Below are 18391 nucleotides of genomic sequence, written 5' to 3' on the forward strand. Positions count from 1 at the left end.
GGACCGCATTGGACTAACACCTGATTTGACAAAATCAGGCAGGAAAACATTAGCAAAATTAGATGATTTTTTTAAAAAAACAGGAAAATCGTGTATACTTATCAGGTAATCTCAAAAAGAAAGATGGAGGTTTCTCATGAATCGTACGCCGATTGCCCCCATGGGAGTGGGGAAGCTGTTGGACAAGAGCTTTTCTGTATATCGCCAGTATTTTGGAGCATTCTTTTTGCTGGCTTTAATTTGGTTCGGTCCATTGTTACTCCTGCAGCAACTGCTTCTGGTTGACCTTACCAGAGTGCCTTTGCTCGCACAAGATACAGAAGGTATGGACTTTGCGGAATCGTTAGGCGCAAGGTTTGCCGGACAAGAAGAATTTATGACACAAAGCCTTCCTATGCTGCTCATATTCATATTCCTTGTCGCACCAATCCTTTTGATCATCGCCTACCCGCAAATGATTTCCGGTTCGATTTTACTGACGAAGGCTGCTCTCGAGGGAGAGACTTTGAGCTTAAAAGATGCCTTGAAGGGGGCACTTCGTCGATTTTGGCCGCTCGCGGGCAGTACTTTCCTATATGGAGTAATCGCGTTTGCAGTGTCGACAGCATTTGTCATCGTATATGGATTGATTTTCGTCATGATCGCCTTCGCGGGTGGAATGACATTTGAAACCATGTTTGATCCGTCAGATGAAGGCAGCATTGTGCTTATGATCGTTTTAGTTTTATTTGGCTATTTATTCTTAATTGCTGGGATGATGCTCGTACCGGGCTTTTTCTTAATTCGTTGGGGTTTTTATATGCCGCTCGTTCTGTTCGAACGTGATGGTGTCGGAATCGGTCAGAGCTGGAATATGACAAAAGGAAACTTTTGGCGTTTATTTGGTCTTTTTGTTGTTCTCAGTGTGATCTACTCGATGTTCTCTAGCGGCATGCAATTAGTACTCACTGGCGTCTTAGGTACATCTATCCTCGCGCAAATCATTTTGGTTGCACTTACCTGCCTCTTGACCCCTTGGATGGCCATTGTTTACGCGTTGGCTTACTTTGATCTGCGCGTGAGAAAAGAAGGGACAGATTTACAAGAGCTAGTAAGCCGTCAGCTTGCCACATCTGCACCAGTAGAACCAGCAACTCCTACCCCTGCACAAGAGCCGGGAGTTACCCATGATTAGCACGAGTCCTTGGGTAGATGACAAGGAGCATTTACAAGAGATTCTAGCCAGAGACGAGTTCAATTTGCCCCAAGGTAGTGGAGAGAACTGGATTCAAAGAGCGATGGAGTTTGTGATCGAGTTGATCGCCGATCTTTTTAAGTGGACCAGTATTCCATCTGGCGCGGCTAATACCGTATCTACACTCGTGCTCATTATGGCAGTACTGGGACTGGTCGGCATCATTTACTGGTTGTTCCGCAGAATGATTTGGGTACAGAAGAAGCATCGACCGCTGTTTATGGAAGGTGAAAAAATACGTTCTCATGCAGACTATTTGCGTGATGCGAAAGAAAAGGCAGCGCGAGGAGAATGGCGGGAAGGAGAACGCTCGTTGTTTTTGGCGTTGTTGGTTTATTTGCAAATGAAGTCATGGGTTCGTGTGGAGAAATGGAAAACGAATTGGGAATACGCAGAAGAAATTGAGGCAAATCAACCGAGCTTACGCGATGTGTTCGGCAGCTTCGCACGAGAATTCGATGCTGTTTGGTACGGGCAGGCACTTGTTGATGAAGCGTCGTTCTGGCAGCGTGTAAACGAACTGGAAGGCATCTGGCGCGAGGAGGGACAGCATGGATAGTTTGCGCACCTATCGTGTCGGAATTGTTGTGGCTACCTTGCTGCTCGTCATCGTGGGCTGGTTGATTGTCAAGCCTACAGCCGAGCTTCTTCCACCGTACTTGGCTTCTTCTGCACAGCCGAGCGGAATCAAGGCTGTGCTCGTATTGCTGGAGGAAAAAGGCAAGCAGGTAAAGGAATGGCGGCAGCCTATGCGTTTTTTACCAACAGCAACTGGGCAGGCCATGCTCGTAGTAGAGCCGGAAAGACTGATGCCAGAGGAACAGATAGATATTCTGGATTGGGTCAGTGAAGGCAATGACCTGATTCTCTTTCACTCGAGACCAGAGTGGGAAGACCTTCCGTTTTATACGGAGTACATCCGGGATAAAGAAAATCAGGAGCGAAATATTCAGGGACCTCTCGTTCAGGGGAAGTTCATGGGCAAAGCAGAGACCTCATTGAGATTTTTAGAAGATGACGACATGGAGCTACTTCTCTACGACGATCAGGGGATACTCGGAGGAAGAACAGAAGTGGGAGATGGCAGTGTCACGTTTTTTCTCGTACCGGAATGGCTAACCAATCAAAAAATTGAGCGATTGTCCCACTTTGAAGCGATCTGGCCGTACGTACAAGGAGATTGGTCGGTCCTCTGGGTCGACGAATACCATCACGGCTTGCAGGAAAAACCAGGTTTTTTGGCGATCTACCCAGGGTGGCTCATAGTTGCCTGCATACAACTCGGTATCCTACTGTTGCTGTATGTGTGGTGGAGAGGAAAACGTTTCGGACCGGTCTATACGCTTAGGGAATGGACGGTGCGACGTGGTGATGAGACGTTGCTCGCCGTGTCTAGCTGGTATGAGCGAAGAGGGCTGGCACAGGATGCGTTACGACATCGAGAGGCTTACATGCGACAGCTGTTGTACGATCGGTGGGGAGTGCACCAACGGGCTGATCGAGTGGAAATCGTGCGATATGCCAAAACAAGATGGACAAATCAAGAGGTAGAGAAATTCGCTCATCTGCTGGAACGACTGGAACAGGCAAAAAACGAAGGGCGATACTCGCCGAAGAGCTTGCTTGCAGACAGTCTCTTGTTGGATGAGATTACGAAGCGTCTGGAGAAGGAGTGACAACTACCGTGGAGCAATTGTTGCAACAAATGGAAAAAGAGCTGGTTGGTCAGCGGCAAAATGTTCGGCTACTGCTAACAGCTTTGGTTGCCGGCGGACACGTTTTGCTAGAAGGTGTACCTGGTATCGGAAAGACGAAAATGGTCAGGACCTTATCGGAATTGATGGGGGGCGTAAGCAAGCGCGTCCAGTTTACGCCTGACATGATGCCATCGGACATTATTGGTCACGTGGTGTTCAATATGCAGCAGAACCAGTTTGAGACAATCAAAGGTCCTGTTTTCGCTAACTTATTGCTGGCGGACGAGATCAACCGGACACCGCCGAAAACCCAAGCGGCCCTTTTAGAAGCAATGGAGGAAGGGCAAGTGACGATTCATGGTATCACTTATCCTTTGCCAGATCCGTTTTTCGTCGTCGCTACGCAAAACCCGGTGGAATACGAAGGAACGTATGTGTTGCCGGAGGCTCAGCTTGATCGCTTTTTGTTCAAGCTAACGATGTCGTATCCATCGCATGAAAATGAAAAGCAAATCCTCGCTAAACATATTCCCAACAAGCGCAGCCACGAGCGTAATCAAGAGCCGCTCTTTACATGGGAGGCGATTTTGGAGAAGCGACGCCAATTAGAAGAAGTGGTTGTGGATGATTCGATTTTGGAGTACATCACGACACTGATTCGCAATACACGCGAAACGAAACGTTTGCTCTTAGGTGCCAGCTCTCGTGCTGGAATCGCTGTGTTGATGGCGAGCAAAGCCTGGGCACTTTTGGACAATCGCAAGTTTGTGACGCCTGATGACGTGAAGATGGTGGCTCGCCCTGCATTGCGGCACCGACTCATACTGTCACCGCAGGTAGAATTGGAGGGGGGTACCAGTGACCACATCATCGAAGAGACGCTGGCGGCTATTCCAGTTCCTCGCTGATTTTTTGGCAGACCGTTTTGTCTTGCCATCCAAGCGACTGCTCGTGGCAGTTTTGCTAGGCACACCCATCGCGATCGTCGGATTTCTACTGGAGATTGGCTATTCGACATTCTTTTTGTACAACGGTTTACTCCTGATCGCTAGCATCTTGGATTGGATGACCATCCCCAAACGCAGAGACTTGTCGATCCAGCGAATCTTGCCTGAGCAGACGGATATCGGACAATCGTTTTCGATCGAGCTTGAGCTGGCGAACAGAAGTGGGCAATCCGTTGCGTACTCCATCGTGGACGATCTTCCACTGTCATTTGAAGAAGCTGGACCGGTCACAGGTGTGATGGAGCAACCCTTAACTAACATAAGTTTTGAAACAAGAGGAAAAGAACGCGGAGAGTACGTGTTCCGCTGGCTTTACATGCGGTGGCATGGCAAACTTGGCTTGTGGTATCGCCAAAGCCGCTTTGCGTGTGAACAAACGATCAAGGTATATCCCGACCTTTCAGCCGTTCGTGGTTACTTGGCTTCGTTGCAGGAGAGCCTGATCGTCGACGGGAAAAAAATCATGCGCAGGGCAAAAGCTGGGACGGAATTCCATGCGATCCGCGATTACGTGCCTGACGATGATCCTCGGATGATTAACTGGTCTGCTTCAGCACGCTCCCGCCGTCTGATGACAAACCAATATCGACCAGAGCATGGCAAAGTGATTACCATACTGGTCGATTGCGGTAGGTTGATGGGTGTTGAGCTGGATAACCAGACGAGATTGGATCGATCACTGGAGTCTGCGCTCACGTTAGCGGCAGTGGCATTGCGTCAAGGAGATCAGGTAGCGCTACTAGCCTATTCGCATGAGATCAAGACGTACATACCTCCAGGTAGAGGGCTGCGCCACTTGCACACCCTTTTGGAGGCAACCTACAACCTGACGAGTGATTTTGTAGAGGCTGATCCGGCGAAGGCGCTTGAATTTTTGAATCGCCAGCAGAAGAGAAGGAGCTTGGTGGTTCTTTTTTCAGATATGGAAAACTACCTCGTCGAAGATCAGTTGAGCAATTATTTGTGGCGGATGCGCCGTTCGCATTTACTCTTGCTGCTGTCTTTGGCAGATCCGCTTCTGCATGAATGGAGTCATATAGACACGAGCAACAGCAGCTTGGCGTTTACGAAGGCGGTAGCTCAACGGTTCCAGCTCGATCGCAGGGCGTTTCAACAAAAAATGATCGGCGCGGGTATCCAGGTACTGGACGTTCCGGCCGATCAGTTGACGCTAACGGTTATCAATACTTATTTGGACATCAAATCAAGAGAAGCTTTGTGAGAATCGGGTCTGTATCCGAGGAGGTACCAGGCAATTAGCAAAAGCATTGTGCCGACAGCTACGATGTACTTGGCTTCGAGAGAGAGACTCGATGGAGTAATATAGCCCTCTATGATTCCCGCGATGAACAAAAGTGGGATGGTAGCCAATAGTAGATGCGCTGATTCTTTTGCCGCCTCCAAAAATTGATGTCTTCGTGCGTAGCGGCCGGGTACTAGCAGACGGTACCCCATGTGAAGACCTGCTCCGCCAGCAATGAAAATGGCAGTCAGCTCGATCACGCCGTGTGGCAAAATGTAGGCCCAAAACGCATAGCTGCTATCTGCCTGATAGTAGACGGCTGCCAAAGCTCCAACCAGAAGGCCATTGAACAAGAGAAGGTAGATAGGGACGATTCCAAACGTAATTCCACTGACAAAGGCCAGCATCGCAACTTTGATGTTGTTGGTCATAATCATCGTGGAGATGACCGGACTGTCGAGAGATTCGTGCCCTTCTCCCAGCCTAGATGGATCGATCTGCTCAGCCATCCCTTGTGGCAATACATAATACAGGTTGAGTGGATCGACCATAACGGCGGCAAAGCCAGAAATACCACCGATGATGAAGAGAAGGGCTGCCACACCAATGAAGCTCATTCGCTTATGTACGAGACCCATCAAGTAGCTACCAAAGAAATGCTTGAGCTGCTGCCAGCTGCCTATTCGTTGCTTGTAAGCCAAATTATGTGCACGTAAGACGAGTTGATTTAAGTAGAGCGTGATCTCGTCTGCAGGATGGTAGGAGCGCACATAGGCCAAATGAGCAGATGTTTTCTTATATAGTTGTGTCAGGCGATCAATATCGGTAGCACTGATGTGCCGAGGTTGTCGGGTAAAACGCTCCACTAATTGTTCCAGTTCGGCCCAAGAGGCTTTATGCTTGTGCCAAAACGAGGTAATATCCATGTATAATGCCTCCTTACATTAGCGCGTGTTTCAAAACTAGAAAAAACCTCAAAGTTTCGAGGGGGGAAGAAAACCATCATGAATGAACCGACATACGTCAGTGGGTCAAATCGAGAAGCTTCTGTCGTGACACCCGAGCATGTTATGCTGCGATTTCAGACGGCAGGTCTAGGCAGTCGAGCCACTGCGATGCTGATTGATACAGGAATCTTGCTCCTGGTTAATCTTACTGTATTTATTTTGTTTGGCATAGTTTTATTTGGAAAAGAAGAAGATTTTTTCCTGGATGATGACAACTACACGATAGCCATCGTTCTCCTGGTTACCTTCATCGTAAACTTTGGCTACTTTTGGCTACTGGAAGCATTCTGGGGCGGACAGACCGTTGGCAAAAGGCTGGTGGGAATCCGGGTCATCCGTGATAACGGACAGCCTGCGACTTTTGTTTCCTCAACGATCCGGAATCTGTTTCGCATCATTGACGCAATGCCATCTGGTTATTTTCTCGGGGCGCTCGTATGCTTTTTCCACCCCCGTGATAAGCGAATTGGCGATATGGTAGCTGGCACAATTGTCGTGGTGGAGTCAGGACAGCGGTCGACTCTTTTTCAGAAAAAGAAAGACAAACAGCCAAATGGCTTTGATTTGAATCATGCGCTACTCATACTTGATGAGCGCCAAAAACAGGCGATTACCCGAGAGGACTGGCAACTGCTTTCTTCCTTCATCGGCAGACTATCCTCTTTAACTCAAGCAAAAAAATATGAACTCGGGAATCAAATTGCCAGCATCATGCGCAAAAAATTAGAGCTTGTTGACGAACAGAACACCAAGGAAGACCCGATCCTGTTTTTGCAAAGGCTGCACAACCAGTTGCAAAACGAATTTCAACTACGAAAATAAAGCGAGGTACCGCCAAAAATATTGGCGGTATTTTCTTTTCTCGACTTATTTCTCCATTATTCAGCAAAATGCAGCTTCAAAAACTTTCTATGTTATAATGAAACCTCACTCTAAGTCACAGAAAGGAGGAGGGGGCCGATGGACGACAAATACATGGGAGCGTCATCGACTTCGTCACCCACACTGCCACTCCCGGCAAACGGGAAGCAGAAAGGAAGACGCAGAAGAGGCAGTCTTTTTCAGGCATTGATTCCCTCCCAGACAGAAGGTAAGCGTCCTTTACTACCAATCGTTTTGGCCGTTCTGGTCTGGGTAGGACTTGCCTACGCTGGATATGCCTTTGCTGTTTATACGTTGGACAAGCAGCAGCAATTTGTGAACCAACGAATTGATCAAATTCAAGAAGAGAATCAAAAGCAGACGAAGGCATTGGGAGATCAATTGACTCTGGTGCAGGAAGAAATGCAAAATGTCCAGAAGGGTCTGGGAAATCTGGAAGAAGATTTGGCATTGACGGGTGAAACCATTGGTGGCACGAACAAGACCAAAGAAGCTCTGCAGGATAGGGTTGACCAGCTCAATAAACAGCTGGTTGATTTGAAAGCATCTCTGAAAAAATTGGAGGATGCTGCCCGTGCTTGGTAAGATAAACCGTTTCTTTCTCTTTCTGCTGGCGCCTGCTCTCGGTTTTTTGGTCGCTTTTGCGCTGGACAATCCAGTGGACAAGCTCCAGATAGAAGGCCTGAAGCTTCCTTCTGCCGTAGCGAAGAGCCAAGCAGATGAGCTGGGGGAACGGCTCAACGACACCAAGGTGCAGCTTCGAAACGTAGAAGTTGTCATCGAAGACATCCGGGATCGCTCGAAAAAGGAACAGAAAGAATACGAGCAACAAAACAAGAACATCAGCAGCGCACTTGAAGCGAGCAAATCCCAGACGCAAAAATCTGCGGATGTATTGGACACGATTTTGTCCAACATGCTTGGCAAGCCGATCGGTCAACACTTCGGGAAAAACTCGACAGTGAAAGTCTATTCCCTACAAGAAGGCGGATACCGCGGTTATATGGCCAAAGTGCGCCTCAATGATCCGAACGCGTTGAAAATGGTGCTGGCCAACAACTCTGTGAAAAGTAAAGGAGAAACGACGAGTCAAGCTGGTAAGCGTACAGGAGCCATACTTGCGATCAATGCAGGTGGCTTTATGGCGGACAAGCAGGGCAATCTGACTCCGTTAGGCATCACTGTTGTTGACGGCAAGATTCGAACCTTTTCCAATAATGCGAAGCTGAGCTTTGTCGGTTTCAACAACAAAGGTCATCTGGTCGGAACAAACATCAAAACACAGGCGCAAATTACACAACAAGGGATATTGCAGGGAGCGAGCTTTTTGCCGCGTCTCTTGCAAGACGGAAAGCGATTGCCTATTCCGCGTGAATGGGCGAATGCGCGTCAACCGCGAACGCTGATCGGTCATTTCGACAACGGCGATTTGCTGCTGATTGTTATTGATGGAAGACGAGATGGTTGGAGTAATGGTGTTACGCTGGAGGAAGCGCAAAGAAAGCTGCAAGAGTGGCATGTCGTGGATGCGTATAACCTCGACGGCGGCGGATCCAGTGCGTTTTATTACAATGGCAAGCTGTTGAACAAGCCTTCTGGCGGCAAAGAACGACGCGTGGTGAGCAATTTGGTCGTCATGCCATAAGCAAAAATCGCAACACTCTTCTGTGAAGACGACAAGTCTTGCTGCAGAAGAGTGTTTTTTTCTGTAGAGAAAAGTTTGCCTAGGCAACTGTGAATGTGGGTTGACCTTGAAAAATGCTGAAAATTATAATAATAGTAGAAGTTAATGAAATGGAATAGGAGGGATCGCATGAAAAAAGGGATGTTGGTTGCCCTCTCGATTGTTTCCGTGCTTTCGTTTCCTCATTTTGCGGTGGGAAAAGTCCCAGGTGTGCCAGCCGGTGTGCAAGGAGCTACAAAAGGAATTGTCGCGGTCTCTCATCCAGCAGCGGCGCAGGTCGGTAGAGATATCTTGGCAAAGGGCGGCAATGCGATTGATGCTGCGGCTGGGATCCAATTTGCTCTGAATGTGGCAGAACCGTATATGTCCGGTATCGGCGGCGGTGGCTTCATGATGATTTACGTGAAGGATCAAAACAAAGTGACCGTGTTAGATAGTCGGGAAGTGGCGCCTGCCAAGGTGACTCCTCATATGTTTTTGCGGGCGGACGGCACGCCGATCCCGTTTGAAGAGAGACATACGAGCGGTCAGGCCGTAGGTGTTCCAGGTACATTGCTGGGTGTAGAACAGGCGTTGGAATCGTATGGGACATGGGACTTGGGAAAAGTGATAGAACCGTCGATTGAACTGGCGGAAAAAGGAGTTCGCGTCAACTGGGTGTCCGCTCAATTTATTGCCAATTCCATGGAAAAGCTGAAGAAGCATGGGACGGCTGCACAGGTGTTTGCGCCAAACGGCGTTCCACTCAAAGAAGGTGAGATGCTGATTCAGCCCCAATTGGCGAAAACGTTGAAGATCATCCGTGACAAAGGCTCGAATGCCTTGTATGAAGGGGAAATTGGCAAGGCCCTCGTCGAGGAGGTACAAAGGACGGGTGGCTCCATGACACTCGATGATTTGCAGGCGTATCAAGTAAAAGAGCGTGAACCGGTCAGCGGCATGTATCGCGGATATGAAGTGATTTCGATGGCACCACCCAGCTCTGGCGGCTTGACGCTGATTCAGATTTTGAAGCTGATGGAAGGCTACGATAACACAAAAGACGGAATCGGGTCGGTAGCCTATTTGCATCATCTGATTGAAGCCAACCACCTCGCCTACGCAGATCGGGCGGCGTATATGGCGGACGAGGACGTGTATCCAGTACCGAAAAAGGGACTGATTGCGGAGGAATACATCAAGGAACGGCGTCAGCTCATTCGTGAAGAAACCGCGAATGCCAATATAGTGGCAGGCGACCCTTGGAAGTACGATCCTGGCAAAAAGCCAGAGGTGTCCATAAAACTGAGAGATCAATCTCCGGTCAAGCAGACCACGCACTTCTCTGTGATGGACAAATGGGGGAATATCGTTGCGTATACGACCACCATTGAAGATATTTTTGGCAGCGGTGTGATGGTTCCGGGTTACGGCTTCATGCTCAATAATGAGCTTACGGATTTTGACGCGATTCCTGGTGGTGTCAATCAGGTCGAGCCTGGCAAGCGTCCACGTTCGAGCATGACGCCAACCATGGTGCTAAAAGACGGAAAGCCTTTTTTAGCAATTGGCTCACCTGGTGGCTCTACGATTATCGCCTCCGTATCGCAGACGATTCTCAATGTGATCGATCATGGAATGGAAATTGAGGAGGCCATCCGTGCACCACGCATTTTTTCTAGCGGCTATCCGAATGTGACGTGGGAAGCGGGCATTGACCAAGATGTCATCCTGCAATTGATGGCAAAAGGTCACGTCTTTGCTGAGGAGCCGACGAACATTGGTAACGTCCAAGCGATAGTGTACGATTTTGAAACGGGAAAAATGTACGGCGGAGCGGATAACACACGCGAGGGTACTGTACTAGGGGTCGATGCCATTGCGTATACGGCTGCGCAGCCAGTCCAGTCGCCAAAAGAAAAAGAAGGCCCCTTTGACTTACGAGTAAACGGCCATGTCTATCCATATACAGCAGAGCAAAAAGTGATGATAGATGGGGTAGCGTATGTTCACGCTAACAAGTTGCTGTTAGGTTTGGGACAAAAAGTGACGTCCTTCCAGTCTGATGTGGTCATGGTGAAGGGAATGCCTTACTTGCCTGTCAAAAAAATTGGCGAGAAGCTGGGCTATACGGTTAATTGGAAGGAAGGAGAGCGGTCCATCGAGTTGAATCGCAAAAAGTAGGCTGATCAAGGAAAGGATGTTGCAAAAATGAAGAAAGTACTTGTACTCGGAGGAACGCGATTTTTTGGAAAGCGATTGGTCCAGCTTCTCGTTGAAGCTGGGGCAGACGTTACGGTGGCAACGAGAGGGTTTACCCAAGTGGAGTTGCCTGCCTCTGTCAAAAGAATGACCCTTGATCGCGATGACGTCCATTCACTAGCGGTTGCAGGGGAAGAGCAGTGGGACGTGGTGTACGATAACATCTGTTATTCCTCCCAAAATGCAATGGATGCGTGTAAGGTTTTTCGGGGGAAAGTGGGTAAGTACGTTTTGACCTCTACTCTGTCCGTCTACGACTATGCAGAGGAACCACTACAGGAAGAAGCATTTGATCCATACACGTATGAAATCAACCGGAAAACGAGAGACGAGACGACCTATCAAGAAGGCAAACGTCAAGCAGAAGCCGTCTTTTTTCAGGAGAAGGCCTTCCCTGTCGTAGCCGTTCGTTTTCCAATCGTACTGGCGGAAGACGATTACACTCGTCGGCTATGGTTTCACATTGAGCATGTGCAAGAGGAGCTCCCAATAGGTATCACGAATCTCGCTGCCCGGATATGCTTTATACATGCACAGGAAGCAGCTCAATTTTTGGCATGGGTGCCGACAACGTCCATCACAGGGCCAGTAAATGCGTGCTCGGATGGGACTGTTTCGCTTGCTGAACTGATGGAGATGATTGCGCAAACAGTCGGAAAACCTGCCCGCATTGAGCCAACAATAGATGCTTCTGATGCGTCTCCCTTTGGGTTTGTCGCATCCTTTTACATGGATAACAGCAAGGCTAAGGCCGCGGGCTTCCCATTTTGGTCGCTGGATGAATGGGTGTCGGTGCTTGTCAAAAACTTAAACGAGGAATATACCTCCGAAAAAGCGTGACCTATCTACCTTTTCTTTCGTATAACTCCATGGTAAGGTAGAGCAGAACATATGTGTCTGTAAGGAACCAGGAGGATCGATCATGAACAAAAATCGCACCAGCAGCCTTGCGATCGTCGCAGCATTATCAGTAGCATTACTCAGTGGATGTGAACCTCCCTCATTAAGTGGAATGTTATCCAGCGAGTCGAATGGACAATCCGCGGGAGAGGGAACGCAGTCAACGACAGTTGAGCCAAATAACGAGGAGACAGCACGTCCCCAACGGGCATCTCTTGCAGAGACGATAAAAGATGTGGATGGAGTGCCAACTGTTACGAATGCAACAGATCTCTCGGTTGTCGTAAATAAACAGCGGGCATTGCCTGCCGATTATATTCCACCGGATTTGATAGAGCCGAATGTGCCATTTCCTTTTGATGAAAAAGTTGAGAAGCGATTACTGAGAGCAGAAGCCGCACAAGCATTAGAAGAACTGTTTGCCAAAGCAAAGACAGAAGGTATTGAACTGTATGCTGTTTCTGGCTACCGCTCATCTAAGACCCAAAAATCGCTGTACGAAACGTATGTAAGAACACAAGGTGCTGAACATGCCGCTGCCTACAGTGCCGTACCTGGAAAGAGCGAGCATCAGACTGGCTTGGCTATGGATGTGTCCGGATATGATGCAAGTACACGCTTGGAAGAATCCTTTGCTGAGACACCTGAAGGAACATGGCTGGCAGCCAACTGTGCAGACTTTGGCTTCGTCATTCGCTATTTGAAGGGCAAGGAAGATACGACTGGATATGCCTATGAGCCTTGGCATTTGCGTTATGTAGGGAAGGAAATGGCGAAAGAAATTATGGCAGGTGGCCTTACTTTGGAGGATTATTTTTCTGAAGCGGCAATTGCCCACAAATAACGTCATCGAAAACGAAAAGAGCCGCCCCGATAAGGAGCGGCTTTTTTGTGCATGGATAAATGTTAACGTGGGAGGCGAACCTGGGACAGCGGCCAGTATACGACCTCTGCACGTCCAACTACATGATCCAGTTGAACAGGGCCAATGACGCGGCTGTCCATACTGTTGTTGCGATTGTCCCCCATAACAAACACACTGCCCTCAGGAATTTTCACAGGGTCAAAATCTTCGGTTAACGTCACACCTGACGAAGAAGCTTTTAGCTTGTTTTCGACCAAATACTCTTCGCTGAGCGGTTGACCATTGACATACACTTGATCATTTTTGGCTTCAACGGTGTCACCTGCTACTGCGACCACGCGCTTGATCCAGTTGTCGCCAGTTGCATCTGGATGAATGATGACGATATCGCCAGGCTGCGGTTCTTTGAGATAGTAAACCGCTTTGTTTACGATGACGCGCTCGCGGTCATGCAACGTACTTTCCATCGAACGCCCTTGGACAACGTAGGGAGCCATGACAAATACGTAGATAAAGGCAGTCAATCCGCCAATCAAGACAAACGATTTTAACCAATCGAGCAATTCCGCTTTCCATTTTGGTGTAGGGTTGGTTTGTTCCATTGAAATTCTCCTATGTATGTAGTTTCTGTGGCAAATATGCCTGAGTCAAATGCCTCGTGTGTGTAAGGCTGTCTTCCCATTATACATGCTTTACGAATAGATACGAAAGATGATTCAAGGAAATAATTGGCTTCGTGGATGAAGCTGAAAAAGTCGTAACATTATTTTGCAAGCTTACCTATTGTCAGTTTTTCCTGTTTGAGTTAAGATGTTCTTGAAATAAGTTTTACAATAAAAATATTAAGTGGTAAACACTTTGTCTGGCTCATACATATCTTTCGTGAAAAGAAATAATTTCGGGAGTCCTCTTGATCTTCCGGTACTTAGGCTATATAGTTTTATAGTAAAAGTACTTATATTATTAATTTTCCGAAAATGGGTGATGTTGTGAGCAATATGTCCCGTGCCAGTAAACTTGAGGAACTGGATCGAGTATTTGTCGAGATTGCTCGTTTCTTTATTAACAATTGGCTAGAGGAAGAGTCAATCAGTCCGAAGCAGTTTATCTTGCTGCGTGTGCTACATCAAAAAGGACGAAGCACAGTTTCTGAGCTGGCGACTATTTTGAAGTTATCCAATAGTGCCACCACAATCGCACTCAATCGGTTGGTCAAGGCTGGTTTTATTGACCGGGTTCGAGATGAACAGGATCGACGTGTCGTGTGGGTCGCTTTGTCACAACAAGCCGTTCCGACTCTGGAAGGACTTTTGTGTCACAGGAGAGCACTAGTAGGAAAGCTGCTGGAGAATCTGTCTGACGACGAGTTAGAGCAGTTTACGTATTTTCTCAGGAAAATGCAGCAGTGCATATAGCATACCTTCAAGTTCGGGTTTGGGGACATTCGTGTAAGACAAAAGTGTGTACCGCGGGAATGGGAGTGTACACATATGAAAAAGAAAAGCACACTGATCATGAGTTCTTGTATCTTAGGAGCGGCTCTCTTCACACAAGCTGCATTTGCAGAAGAGGCAGTAAAAGCTACTGAAACGACTACTGCAACAGAAGCAAAAACAACTGCAACTGAAGAAAAACCAGCAACTACAGAAGAAAAGCCTGCAAATACTGAAGAAAAACCAGCAACTGAAACCACAACAACTGCACCAGCAACTAAACCTGAAGTAAAACCTGCGACTCCAGAAACAGTTTCCCCAATTCAAGGTTTGACTCAACAAGGTGGCTGGGTCATCATGCCAGGTAAAGATGAGTATGTATGGGTGAGTGGACAATATGTTCCAGTAATCTCTAACGTAGCTGGTTGGGCAATGATGCCAGGAGTAGATCAATTTGTTACTACTGGTGGCGTAACTCCTGTGAGTGCTCCAGCAGCTGGTTGGGCAACGATCGCTCCAGAATCCGATAACGAAAAATAAGCATAGCTGATGATAAAGACGCTTTGTCCCTCGATTGGGCAAGGCGTCTTTTTTTCGGCTAAATCTGGAGATTCCCGTACAAACTATAGCGAATAGAAACCAGAGGGAAGGAGGAACGAAAATGGCAGGTTATGAAAAAGATCAGGCTCGATCCAGGGCGAGAGAGTTGGGCACTGAGGATGCAGGTGGAGCCGTCTACTATCAAGAGGCAGACGAATATACGGCTGGTCTAGCTACAACGCAAGAGTTGGTCAGTGACATGTACAAGATGGGAACCATTGAGGACAGGGAACAGACCGTGTAAAAACATAGGAAAAGAGCAAGGTCAGCCTGGAAACAAGGAGGCTGGCCGCTTTTTGTTTCGTTGATAAAAAATTTTTTATTGACTTGGTAGATTGTATCGGTAAAAATACAAGAGGAATCAGAAAATTTAAAAAGGGTGTGCCACGAATGAGAGACTCACGATTAGATCAATTAGCGCACAATCTGGTTAACTATTCTGTACGAGTACAGCCAGGGGAAAACATTTTGATCAACGCGAAAGGGGACACACCGGATTTGGTGCAAGCCCTCGTGCGTGAGATTTACAAAGCAGGCGGCAGTCCTTATGTTCAATTGATTAATCCCGCCGTCAGCCGAGAAATCGCAATGAATTGCAATGAAGAGCAGTTGAAGACCATGGCTCAACATGAAGTTGAACTCATGGAGAAAATGCAAGGTTACATCGGGATTCGTGCAGCGAACAACATCAATGAAATGGCTGATGTTCCAAGTGACAAGCTGAGCATCTATTCTCGCTTGTATGAGCTGCCGGTGATGAACGTGCGCGTGCCTAAAACGAAGTGGGTTGTTCTTCGTTACCCGAATCCTTCCATGGCACAGCTTGCGAATATGTCTACAGCAGCTTTTGAAGATTTTTACTTCCAAGTATGTAACCTGGATTACGCGAAAATGGACAAAGCAATGGATAGTCTGGTTGACTTGATGAATCGCACAGACAAGGTACGCTTGGTAGGACCTGAAACGGATCTCAGCTTCTCAATCAAGGACATTCCTGCTGTGAAATGTGCTGGCCTGCGCAATATTCCAGATGGTGAAGTGTATACAGCACCTGTGAAGGATTCCGTAAATGGCGTTATCACTCATAATGCGCCAACACCATACCACGGCTTCACTTTCGAAAATGTTCGCTTGACCTTCAAGGACGGTAAAATTGTGGAAGCAACAGCGAACGATACCGAACGCTTGAATCAAATTTTGGATACGGACGAGGGAGCGCGCTTCGTTGGGGAATTCGCTATCGGTGTGAATCCTTACATTCGCAACCCGATGAAAGATATCTTGTTTGACGAAAAAATAGACGGAAGCTTCCACTTCACGCCTGGTCAATGCTATGACGAAGCATACAATGGCAACAAATCGTCTGTGCACTGGGACATGGTTTCCATCCAGCGTCCGGATTGGGGTGGAGGAGAAATCTGGTTTGATGACGTCCTGATTCGCAAAGATGGTCGTTTTGTCATTGCAGAACTTGAATGTTTGAATCCAGAAAACTTGAAAGGGTAAGGCAAAGCCTACCCAAATCATTTGTCGTACTGACGAAGCCTTTCGTGAGCAAGCATAATATCCATTTCTAGCTGAAATAGCATGTGCAGATTGCTTGAAGGAAGAGTAATTCTGCGTGCTGCGTGGTAGAGAAGTGGCTTGTTTTGTTTGATGACCGTCATGATTTCCACAACCGGTGGAACGACTTGCTTGATTCTTAGCAGACTTTGCAAATAGCGAAGAAAGGTTTGAATACTAGCTTGGTCATCTTTGTTCGGTAGCGTTTCAATCAAAGCGAAAAAGTCTCGGACGATGATACGCTTCGTCTCCTGAGGCTCCACTATGGTTGTACGACTCACTTGATCCACCTCACGGGAAAGAGTAATAGCTTCTTTTCTTTTCCCGCTGAATGACAAGTGATAAACCTTTTGCTCGATAAAAAGTCTTTGGCATGTGCGTGTGCCAAAGACTTTTCGTTTTTATGACTCACGATTACCATCGTAGACGCTTGCTTCTTCCAAGGGAATCCGTATACGCAGGAGCAGCCAGGCATTCAAGAGTGAAAACGTCAGGGCAGTTGTCACAGCGGAAAATGTCAGGGGGAGTAGGAGCAGCTCAAGCGATACGACCAAGTAGTTGGGGTGACGAATGAACCGATAAGGACCTCGCTTGATCGGAGCCTCCCCTGGGAGTATGAAGATGCGAGTATTCCACCGTTTACCCAAGCTGCGAATGCACCAGTAACGAAGTCCTTGCGCGATCAAAAACAGGCTGAACGGTACCGCCCACCAGGAGGGCAGAACCATGGCACTGCTTTTTCCCACCACCTCGAAAATAAGCGAGAGAAAAAAGAGAAGATGAAGAAGAACGATGTATTTGTAATGACTCGCCCCAACCTCGTAGCCACCTTTTGACCGGATATAGCGGGCATTCCTCACGGCAACGAGAAGCTCGACCAGCCGCTGCAACACGACTGCAACCATGACGAATCCAAAGAAGAGCAACATGGCTATCTCGCCTCCAGAAGTAAGAGCTCGGAGCTAAATCCAGGTCCAAGCGCAGCGACCAAACCGCGATCTCCTGGTTCCCACGCCCTCTCCAAGCTTTTTTCCAAGACGAACAAAACCGTAGGGGAAGACATGTTTCCAAAATTGGTTAGAACATCTTCAGAAAAACGAGTGGCTTCTGTGCCAATGCCCAGAGACCGCTGGTAAGCCGTTAATACCTTGGCTCCACCTGGATGGAAAATGAAATGACGCAGATGATCAATAGACATCCCGTGTGGTGACAGAAAGCTTTCGACGTTTTCGCGCATCGAAGAACGAATGAGAGTAGGGATGTCGCGAGAGAAAATGACTTTTAACCCCGGATCGGTCAATTCCCATCCCATGACATCTACGGTGTCCGGCCATGTTGTCGTTCGTGCATCACAAAATTGAACCTTAGGTGCGTCAGAAGAGGACAAGACTTGGTCTCCTTCTATTAATGCGGCTGCAGCTCCATCTCCAAATAGGCACGTTGCGACCAAATTGCTTTTAGACAAATCTTGTCGGATGAAGGTCAAGCCGCACAGTTCTACGCTCACAAGCAATACTCGCCGCGAGGGATAAGCTTGGGTGTATTCACATGCCCGCGACAATCCCATCGCTCCACCGGCACAGCCAAGGCCCCACAACGGTACACGGGTTGCTTGCGGACGGAGTCCTAAACGGTGTAGCAAGCGGGAATCAAGGCTTGGGGTCGCAATACCAGTGCTTGATACAAACATCAGACAATCGATGGATGACGGCTCGACACCAGCTTTTGTCAAACACTTTCGGGCTGCTTCCTCGGCCAAGGCTTCTGCATGTTCGATATACAATTGATTTTTCTCTGCAAAGGGCCGGTCCTCCAAAAACCAATCCATTGGCATGCTAAAATATCGCTTCTGAATGTGACTGTGTGCAAATACGTGTAACAAACGGTCTATGTCGGGAAAAGCATCTTGAAAAAATAGGCGTGCCAGCTTCATGGAATCCTCTTGTGTAATCTCGTGGGAAGGTACTGCTGTAGCCACTGCTTCAATACGGGGCATACATTCATTCACTCCCGTCTGTCATTATTAGCCATTAGC

At 47.9% G+C, this 18391-nt stretch carries 20 protein-coding genes; 15 read left to right on the top strand and 5 right to left on the bottom strand.

Annotated elements, in window-relative coordinates; genetic code table 11:
• Positions 1–136 precede the first annotated feature (136 nt).
• Genes HP399_RS12465 through HP399_RS12485 form a run of 5 tightly spaced genes read left to right on the top strand, consistent with a single transcriptional unit; the run spans position 137 to position 5160 of the window.
• Positions 137–1174 carry a DUF7847 domain-containing protein gene (locus HP399_RS12465; protein ID WP_173617338.1) on the top strand — a complete coding sequence of 346 codons (1038 nt, stop codon included), beginning with the start codon at positions 137–139 and terminating at the stop codon, positions 1172–1174.
• Entirely contained in the window at positions 1167–1793 is a 627-nt protein-coding gene (locus HP399_RS12470) for a DUF4129 domain-containing protein (protein WP_173617339.1), read from the top strand. Before HP399_RS12465 ends, HP399_RS12470 begins: the two co-directional genes overlap by 8 nt.
• The gene (locus HP399_RS12475) at positions 1786–2910 is read left to right on the top strand and encodes a DUF4350 domain-containing protein (protein WP_173617340.1); all 1125 of its coding nucleotides are present in this window, start codon (positions 1786–1788) and stop codon (positions 2908–2910) included. The genes HP399_RS12470 and HP399_RS12475 overlap by 8 nt, the downstream gene beginning before the upstream one ends.
• A gap of 8 nt (positions 2911–2918) precedes the next feature.
• Positions 2919–3839 (top strand): AAA family ATPase, encoded by a 921-nt coding sequence (locus HP399_RS12480; protein ID WP_173617341.1) that lies wholly within the window; start codon positions 2919–2921, stop codon positions 3837–3839.
• Complete coding sequence (locus HP399_RS12485) at positions 3790–5160, top strand: DUF58 domain-containing protein (protein ID WP_173617342.1); 1371 nt, start codon at positions 3790–3792, stop codon at positions 5158–5160. The genes HP399_RS12480 and HP399_RS12485 overlap by 50 nt, the downstream gene beginning before the upstream one ends.
• Here HP399_RS12485 and HP399_RS12490 read toward each other — a convergent pair.
• Positions 5127–6107 (bottom strand): stage II sporulation protein M, encoded by a 981-nt coding sequence (locus HP399_RS12490; protein WP_173617343.1) that lies wholly within the window; start codon positions 6105–6107, stop codon positions 5127–5129. The genes HP399_RS12485 and HP399_RS12490 overlap by 34 nt on opposite strands.
• 78 nt (positions 6108–6185) lie before the next feature.
• On the opposite strand from HP399_RS12490, the gene HP399_RS12495 reads away from it, so the two are divergent.
• The 6 genes from HP399_RS12495 (at position 6186) to HP399_RS12520 (ending at position 12739) form a co-directional block, all read left to right on the top strand.
• The gene (locus tag HP399_RS12495; RefSeq protein ID WP_173617344.1) at positions 6186–7010 is read left to right on the top strand and encodes an RDD family protein; all 825 of its coding nucleotides are present in this window, start codon (positions 6186–6188) and stop codon (positions 7008–7010) included.
• 138 nt (positions 7011–7148) lie between these two features.
• Positions 7149–7655, top strand: coding sequence for a coiled-coil domain-containing protein (locus HP399_RS12500; RefSeq protein WP_173617345.1), 507 nt, complete (start codon positions 7149–7151; stop codon positions 7653–7655).
• Positions 7636–8715, top strand: a complete 1080-nt coding sequence (locus HP399_RS12505) for a phosphodiester glycosidase family protein (protein WP_173617346.1) — start codon at positions 7636–7638, stop codon at positions 8713–8715. The genes HP399_RS12500 and HP399_RS12505 overlap by 20 nt, the downstream gene beginning before the upstream one ends.
• 168 nt (positions 8716–8883) lie before the next feature.
• Positions 8884–10917 carry a gamma-glutamyltransferase gene (gene ggt, locus HP399_RS12510; RefSeq protein WP_173617347.1) on the top strand — a complete coding sequence of 678 codons (2034 nt, stop codon included), beginning with the start codon at positions 8884–8886 and terminating at the stop codon, positions 10915–10917.
• Positions 10918–10944: 27 nt separating this feature from the next.
• Entirely contained in the window at positions 10945–11835 is an 891-nt protein-coding gene (locus HP399_RS12515) for an NAD-dependent epimerase/dehydratase family protein (RefSeq protein ID WP_173617348.1), read from the top strand.
• Between the two features lie 82 nt (positions 11836–11917).
• Positions 11918–12739, top strand: coding sequence for a M15 family metallopeptidase (locus tag HP399_RS12520; RefSeq protein ID WP_173617349.1), 822 nt, complete (start codon positions 11918–11920; stop codon positions 12737–12739).
• A gap of 62 nt (positions 12740–12801) precedes the next feature.
• On the opposite strand, the gene lepB is transcribed toward HP399_RS12520, so the two are convergent.
• Positions 12802–13362, bottom strand: a complete 561-nt coding sequence (gene lepB, locus HP399_RS12525; protein ID WP_173617350.1) for a signal peptidase I — start codon at positions 13360–13362, stop codon at positions 12802–12804.
• A gap of 387 nt (positions 13363–13749) precedes the next feature.
• Between lepB and HP399_RS12530 the strand changes: the two genes are divergently transcribed.
• From HP399_RS12530 to HP399_RS12545, 4 genes are all read left to right on the top strand, one after another.
• Complete coding sequence (locus HP399_RS12530; protein WP_173617351.1) at positions 13750–14175, top strand: MarR family winged helix-turn-helix transcriptional regulator; 426 nt, start codon at positions 13750–13752, stop codon at positions 14173–14175.
• A gap of 75 nt (positions 14176–14250) precedes the next feature.
• Positions 14251–14733 (top strand): hypothetical protein, encoded by a 483-nt coding sequence (locus HP399_RS12535; RefSeq protein WP_173617352.1) that lies wholly within the window; start codon positions 14251–14253, stop codon positions 14731–14733.
• A gap of 121 nt (positions 14734–14854) precedes the next feature.
• On the top strand, positions 14855–15037 hold the full coding sequence (locus HP399_RS12540) for a DUF4025 domain-containing protein (protein WP_173617353.1): 183 nt from the start codon (positions 14855–14857) through the stop codon (positions 15035–15037).
• Between the two features lie 146 nt (positions 15038–15183).
• Positions 15184–16299, top strand: coding sequence for an aminopeptidase (locus HP399_RS12545; protein ID WP_173617354.1), 1116 nt, complete (start codon positions 15184–15186; stop codon positions 16297–16299).
• A 17-nt stretch (positions 16300–16316) separates the two neighbouring features.
• Here HP399_RS12545 and HP399_RS12550 read toward each other — a convergent pair whose 3' ends face one another.
• The 3 genes from HP399_RS12550 to HP399_RS12560 all read right to left on the bottom strand — a co-directional run bounded on the left by HP399_RS12550 (position 16317) and on the right by HP399_RS12560 (position 18352).
• Complete coding sequence (locus tag HP399_RS12550; RefSeq protein ID WP_173617355.1) at positions 16317–16637, bottom strand: hypothetical protein; 321 nt, start codon at positions 16635–16637, stop codon at positions 16317–16319.
• A gap of 120 nt (positions 16638–16757) precedes the next feature.
• Positions 16758–17285, bottom strand: coding sequence for an isoprenylcysteine carboxyl methyltransferase family protein (locus HP399_RS12555; protein WP_173617356.1), 528 nt, complete (start codon positions 17283–17285; stop codon positions 16758–16760).
• Between the two features lie 2 nt (positions 17286–17287).
• The gene (locus HP399_RS12560) at positions 17288–18352 is read right to left on the bottom strand and encodes a type III polyketide synthase (RefSeq protein ID WP_007728244.1); all 1065 of its coding nucleotides are present in this window, start codon (positions 18350–18352) and stop codon (positions 17288–17290) included.
• Positions 18353–18391: the final 39 nt, after the last annotated feature.

The sequence above is a fragment of the Brevibacillus sp. DP1.3A genome, assembly GCF_013284245.2.
Classification (GTDB): Bacteria; Bacillota; Bacilli; order Brevibacillales; family Brevibacillaceae; genus Brevibacillus.